The 6,099-nt window shown below is 47.0% G+C and carries 5 protein-coding genes; 1 reads left to right on the top strand and 4 read right to left on the bottom strand.

Annotated features, from left to right (window positions below; translation table 11 throughout):
* Window positions 1-436 precede the first annotated feature (436 nt).
* Together IEY34_RS33565 and IEY34_RS33560 are read right to left on the bottom strand one after the other, a co-directional pair.
* On the bottom strand, window positions 437-868 hold the full coding sequence (locus tag IEY34_RS33565) for an NUDIX hydrolase (protein WP_189020256.1): 432 nt from the start codon (window positions 866-868) through the stop codon (window positions 437-439).
* 18 nt (window positions 869-886) lie between these two features.
* Window positions 887-2,809, bottom strand: a complete 1,923-nt coding sequence (locus tag IEY34_RS33560) for a DUF2334 domain-containing protein (RefSeq protein WP_189020254.1) — start codon at window positions 2,807-2,809, stop codon at window positions 887-889.
* 850 nt (window positions 2,810-3,659) lie between these two features.
* On the opposite strand from IEY34_RS33560, the gene IEY34_RS33555 reads away from it, so the two are divergent.
* The gene (locus IEY34_RS33555) at window positions 3,660-4,556 is read left to right on the top strand and encodes a YitT family protein (RefSeq protein ID WP_189020252.1); all 897 of its coding nucleotides are present in this window, start codon (window positions 3,660-3,662) and stop codon (window positions 4,554-4,556) included.
* 82 nt (window positions 4,557-4,638) lie between these two features.
* Here IEY34_RS33555 and IEY34_RS33550 read toward each other — a convergent pair whose 3' ends face one another.
* Window positions 4,639-5,673, bottom strand: a complete 1,035-nt coding sequence (locus IEY34_RS33550) for a Gfo/Idh/MocA family protein (protein ID WP_189020250.1) — start codon at window positions 5,671-5,673, stop codon at window positions 4,639-4,641.
* Window positions 5,674-5,829: 156 nt separating this feature from the next.
* On the bottom strand, window positions 5,830-6,093 hold the full coding sequence (locus IEY34_RS33545; RefSeq protein WP_189020248.1) for an HPr family phosphocarrier protein: 264 nt from the start codon (window positions 6,091-6,093) through the stop codon (window positions 5,830-5,832).
* Window positions 6,094-6,099 lie beyond the last annotated feature (6 nt).

Here is a 6,099-nt window from a genome sequence, read left to right as displayed (position 1 = left end):
AAAAAAAAAACTCGTGCGAGAGAGGATCTCCCTAGTTCCAGACACAACTTTCCCAGCATGCCGATCCCCTTACGCCGGAGAGTTCTTCTGCGCTGCACTTCCAAGGGCTTCACGCATTCCATGGTCTTCGCCCAAATACACGAGGCTCGACACTCTCTTGTCCTTTTCAGGTCTTTTTTGACGACGCGGCAGGATTCACTTCATGTTACGGCCTGCTGTTTTGCTCGCTCCCCTCGCAGGGATACTTTGTCACAGGGCTTCAGCCTTAGGATCTCTCCACCAGTTGCCTGTCTGCTACGAGGCGACTTGGCTCTTACCTCGATTGAACTTTCATCAATTAGTTGTGCCTAGCTTGGCTAGGCGCGCTATATAAAAAAAGGAGCTGCATATGCAGCCCCTCCCAAAAATTCAAATCATCATGCTGCAGCAAAGTTTCTCACCAACCTACGCTTTCAAACCAAACAGCTTGCTGCTTCTTGTCCAATGCTGTTCGGATATAAGAAACCATATTGTCCGGGAGCTGCTTGGCGGGAAACCATTTGAGCTGCTCACATTTCTCAGGTTCTTGATTCCTGATATCTCCCTGCCAGCTATGTGCTTTAAGAAAGAAATCCACCCATTCCGATGTCGTGTTTTTGCGGTGCATAACACCAATAATTTCTATGTCCGCCGGATCAATCACGACGCCTGCTTCTTCTCTGGCTTCCCGGATTGCAGCAGCGATGACCTCTTCATCCCCATCCATGCGTCCCGCAACAACACTCCAGTTGCCATCCTGGAACCCGGTATTCTGCCGTCTTAACAACAAAACCTCTTCATCTTGGTAAAATAAAACATGCACAGATCCGTACAAAATCGGTGTTCTCACTTGCGTCCTCCTTATGGATTACTCCTTCGCATTCTGGCTCTGGAATGACAATGCCACGTCCATAAAAGCATCATCATTAGGATACTGAGCAATGTCTGCTTTCCCGTTTCCATCGAAATCGTCCACGATCAAACGTCCTGAAGTTCTTCCCCATGGACCAAATACAGATAACAGTTTGTATTCGTCCTCTGTGGTCCCTTGATAAACACGACTAGTTAAATTTTTCGCATCGTAACGAAGAATGTCCTCTTTCCCGTCGCCATTAAAATCTCCAAAGCGGATATTGCCAAGCTCATCCGGAATGTTTAGGGTCACTTTCGCCAGCTTCCATTGCATAACGGTTTTATCCAACTGAAATTCCACGCCTTGCGACGTATCCTCTTTAAACAAGAACAAACCTTGGCGATCCGGACTCGCCAAATTTCTAACAATCAGGTCTCTGGAAGAATTGGACCGGAACGTATACGGTTTGATAGGTTTCACATCTTTCCCATGCAAGTACACGCCTAGAAGCTGACTACGGTCCCAAGATAGACCCGCAAGTATGAAATCACCATTGGGCTGACGAAGTTCATATAAATCATACCAGCGATTGGCCGGTATTTTCCAGCTTTGGTGCTTCGCAAAACCACTGCCATCAGGTGAATATTCATCAAGTCTGCCGCTGGGATTAACAACCCACAGCCCTTTTTTACTGCGATCCAACCGACTATCGAGGGCAAAAGCCGCGCCATCCGTATAAGGGATTGAACCAACAACCTGCGGAGCAGGCTGGGCAGCACTGCGAATGGGTGAGTATTCTCCCTTCGTAATCGCGATACTCGCTGTTTTCTTATTCCATGTGACAACATCAACTTGGTTTCTGCTTGTCAGATGACCCGTTTGAACAAGCGTCGATTGGGCGCTGCCTATTTTCAAGCGTTGTGCTGGCGTGAAAGGGATGTAATCATGCACCGAATAGAACGGATACCCTTTCGCATGCAGTTGGGTAATTAATTTTTGCAGAACACTCTTGTTGTCACCGGAATAATGATAGGCGGGTATGCCATCTTTCACAACAGGGCTGCCCCATTCATCCAGAACTGGCTCCAGAAAGTTAAATTCCAGAAAAGGATGATAGAAAAAGGAATTAATGCGTTCGATTTTTCCCAATTGATTGAGGATAAACTTCTCATCTTTCCCGCTTGGGATATAGGATAAAGTCGTAGGCACATGAACATTTCCAAGGGAAGGCACACCATTGCTTGTGTTAAGTGCATTTTCATACTGCGCAAATGGCGGATTTACCTGAACAGCCGTGTCCGGCTGATACAACAGCCCAAAATAAGACCGAAACACCTTATCCTGCTCTGGCGTTGTATGATAATGCGGCGCTTCCCAGAAATGCGGGGTAAATCCCGCTTGCTGAAAACGAGCTAACCCTTCTTTCACCCGACTCTCGGCGAATGCGGTCGTTGCTGTCTCAGGCTTATCGGGAACATTAAATTCATTGCCTATCCCTGAAGCTTGATGTCCGTCTTCCCGCAGCTCATCGCCTACTTGATGCGTATAGCCATGCATGCCGATGGTCCCATTCGTTTGTTCAGCTTCACGCAGAACTTTGTTAAAAGCTTGCACATAACTATCGCTCAATTGACTAATAGATCGATCATAGCGCGTTCCATCTGCCGAAATATTCTTCCACCGCGGAACAACGGCGAGGCTGTAGTGAACATGCTGTTCATTCAGATACGCCAAAACAGCTCTTAATTTGCCGACCCCTTCAAGGGAGCTGTAGTAGCCACCTGGCCCGATATCTTCCAATCGGATCATCATAAACCGGGGATTATTATCGGCTCCCTCAACAGTCATCATGTGATACAATCCCAGATACAAGCCAAATGAAACCACACCAGCTATCACATATCGTAACCACGTGTTTTTTTGTATTAAGATCCGCATACAAGTAATCTCCCCCCAAGGCTGCTGGACCATTTTCCCCGATATAGAAACAAGTTCATTCGTACGATTAAGGCCATAATTTCATTGGACAATAATCAGACGAAAATGTCTATTATACGTTGTTACGATAATATTTGGTGATCGGTGCGCAAAATTCCTTTCAAAAAAATTATAACCCTTTTTTCTGTGGATTACGCTCCTATTTAACCCAAATCCCAACATATTCTGGAACGATCCCCCAGTTATTTGCAAGCACCTCGTTACCTAAGTCTTCTCCGAAGAAATAGGAGGTAAGTCGAATCGCTTCCTCCACATTGTGAAACGCATAGTCCAAGCGCATCTAAACAGGGTTTACAATAAATTACGAGGCTCCGCGTTTGACTCATTTCGGCTGAAATGCTACAATTCAAGCAAATTTGGTTCAAAGTAAGGATCAGGAGGGGATACTCCTTGCGTCTTTTTCTACGAAAGTATCAGTGGCAAATCTTGGTTTGGATCATCCTCGGCTTATTTATTTTCCCGTTGACACCACCGATTTCCCATCATTTCTCATCTGATACCGAGATACTTGTGTTAGCTAATACGACTCAAGTCTTGAGCATACAAGAACATTCGCTGACCAAAAAAACTTTTTTTCAGCATGTCGATAAAATTCGATGGCACAATGATTTTTTCGCCCAGTATGATATCACCGTGTTTGTCATTTTTATTGTTTATATCTTAGCTAAAATATGGCTTCGACTAAAGGAAATACTCCTCGCCTTTCTCAAATTCATTTCGGGTTATACGGGCCTCATTCATTATTTTTCAACCTAGAAAAAGAATTGAATTAGGAAAAGAGGAACCTTACATGTCAAACTCATTATCCGGAGCAGAACACGCAAGCTCCCAGCATCGCAAGTTAACTCGCACCAAATTTCTGCGTAGAATCTTATTCATGATTTTCGGGTCTGGCTTAGTTTCTGTTGGGTTGGAAATTTTCCTGGTCCCCAACAACATCATTGACGGCGGAATTGTCGGGATATCTATTATCCTCGCTCATTTAACGCATATCCCGTTAGGCATATTTTTAATTTTGCTGAACTTGCCATTCTTACTTTTAGGCTACAAACAGATCGGTAAGACATTCGCCTTATCCACCTTATTTTCAGTCGTTCTGATGTCGGTTGGCACTTACTTGCTGCACCCCGTTCAGGCCATAACGATTGATCCCTTATTAGCCGCTGTTTTCGGAGGTATCATCTTAGGTATCGGTGTAGGGCTTGTCATACGGTCAGGCGGTTCCTTGGATGGAACAGAAATTGTCGCGATCTTGATCAGCAAAAAGTCGCCATTCTCGGTTGGTGAAATCGTCATGTTCTTCAACTTCTTCATCCTGGGAAGCGCAGGCTTCGTGTTTGGCTGGGATCATGCCATGTACTCGCTGATTGCTTACTTCATTGCCTTCAAAATGATTGACATCGTCATTGAAGGACTCGATCAATCCAAATCCGTGTGGATTATCAGTGACGAATACGAAACAATCGGAGAAGCCATCACGTACCGTTTGGGCCGCGGCGTAACCTACCTGAAAGGCGAAGGCGCCTTTACCGGAGATGACAAAAAAGTCATCTTCAGCGTCATTACCCGCCTGGAAGAAGCCAAGCTAAAGTCCATCGTCGACGAACTGGATACCAAGGCGTTCCTCGCCATCGGGAACATTCACGATGTGAAGGGCGGACGATTCAAGAAGAAAGATATTCACTAAACAAGAATGCAAAATGGCCTGTGCGCCTGTTTGTTCCTATTGGAACTGCAGGTCACGGGCCATTTTTTTGGGGGTTGAAGTTCTAGCTCCAATAATGACGCAAATCCACCTTCTGCCCAAGCTTGGTGCTTTCGATGGCGCCGAGCACCATCGCCATGCTCTTGATGTTGTCGCGGCAGTCGGTTTCCGCGGGGCGGCCTTCCTCCAGCGCTGCGAACATCTCGTCCAAGCAGCCGGCGTGGCCGCTGCTGCCTGGCCAGTTCAGCTCCGCCTCCACTCGCGTGTAATCGCGGATGAACTTGCCTGTCTGGTCGCCGCTCGCGACAATTTCGGCGTATGGTGCCCCTGTGCCGTCCCATATGACGGTGCCCTGCTTGCCCGTCACGCGCCATGCGGACTCCCATGAGGTCGGAATACCTTCTGCGCACCAGGAGCCGCGGTAGCAGAACACAGAGCCGTCAGACATCTCATAGATGCAGACCGCTGATGCATTTCCCGCATACCAGGAACCAGGCGGGTTAAATTCTTGGCAGTACACCGACACGGGGTCTGCCCCTGTAATAAAGCGAGCCTGATCGAAAGTATGGATCGCCATGTCCAGAATCAACGGGCTGTCCATCGCATCGCGGAAGCCCCCAAAATGCGCGCCGATGAAAAAATCGGCGCCCACATACCCCACACGGCCAATCGTACCTGTGTGGATGAGATCCCGCATAGCGCGGATGTTCGGCAGATAGCGGCGGTTTTGCATCACGGAGAGAGTCTTCCCCGTATACTCCGCCAACTGTACGATCTCCCGAGCTTCTGCCATCGTGGCAGCCATCGGTTTTTCGCCAAAAACGTTGCAGCCAAGACGCAGTCCAGTGGTGCACACTTGAAAGTGACTGTCCGGTATCGTAATATCCAACACCAAATTAGCCCCACTCTCTTGAATCGCCTGCTCCAAATTGGTGTAAACGCTGCAGCTAAGTCTATGACGGTCAGCCATCGCCTGCGCGAATTCCGTTTTAATATCGACGAGGGCAACGATGGTGCTATCAGTCCGTTTCATAATATACTCAACCCAAACATTAGCCATGCCCCCGCATCCAACAACTACGACTTGATGCTTGCTCATTTTCGCTCACTCCTTCAATATCTACCTTATATTGGCTGTATCGTATTCTGCTAAACATACATGCAATAAGCTTGATAAGCTCATTTTATCGCTTTTAATATGTACGATCTCTATCCAATCTTGTGGGAATAAGGTCAAATATTGTGCAGGGAACGCTCAACGATAAGATTCAAACAAGTCAAAAATGAAGTGCATCGCCTCTTCCTCATCTTTGCCTCTCGTTAACAAACGCAAGGACGTACCAGCTTTGATGGGAACAAGCAGCATCCCTAGCAAACTTTTCACATCTACGTGATAGGCTTTATGTTCCTGTTCGAAATCGATCGTAATATCCGAGATAAAATGAGAGGACTTGCCTGAAATGTCGGACATATCACTTCGCTGTAAATCCCGCCGAATGCTAAATTCATGGACTCTCATGGATGC

The sequence above is a fragment of the Paenibacillus marchantiophytorum genome (assembly GCF_014640555.1).
Lineage (GTDB): Bacteria > Bacillota > Bacilli > Paenibacillales > NBRC-103111 > Paenibacillus_E > Paenibacillus_E marchantiophytorum.
Note: the sequence above shows the minus strand (reverse complement) of the source record. Positions and strands in the feature narration are given on the sequence as shown.

What these genes read in the sequence shown, in the direction of transcription:
- IEY34_RS33545 (WP_189020248.1), bottom strand. Translation starts at nt 6,093, where the DNA reads ATGAGAGTCCATGAATTTAGCATTCGGCGGGATTTACAGCGAAGTGAT.
- IEY34_RS33560 (WP_189020254.1), bottom strand. Translation starts at nt 2,809, where the DNA reads ATGCGGATCTTAATACAAAAAAACACGTGGTTACGATATGTGATAGCT.
- IEY34_RS33555 (WP_189020252.1), top strand. Translation starts at nt 3,660, where the DNA reads ATGTCAAACTCATTATCCGGAGCAGAACACGCAAGCTCCCAGCATCGC.
- IEY34_RS33550 (WP_189020250.1), bottom strand. Translation starts at nt 5,673, where the DNA reads ATGAGCAAGCATCAAGTCGTAGTTGTTGGATGCGGGGGCATGGCTAAT.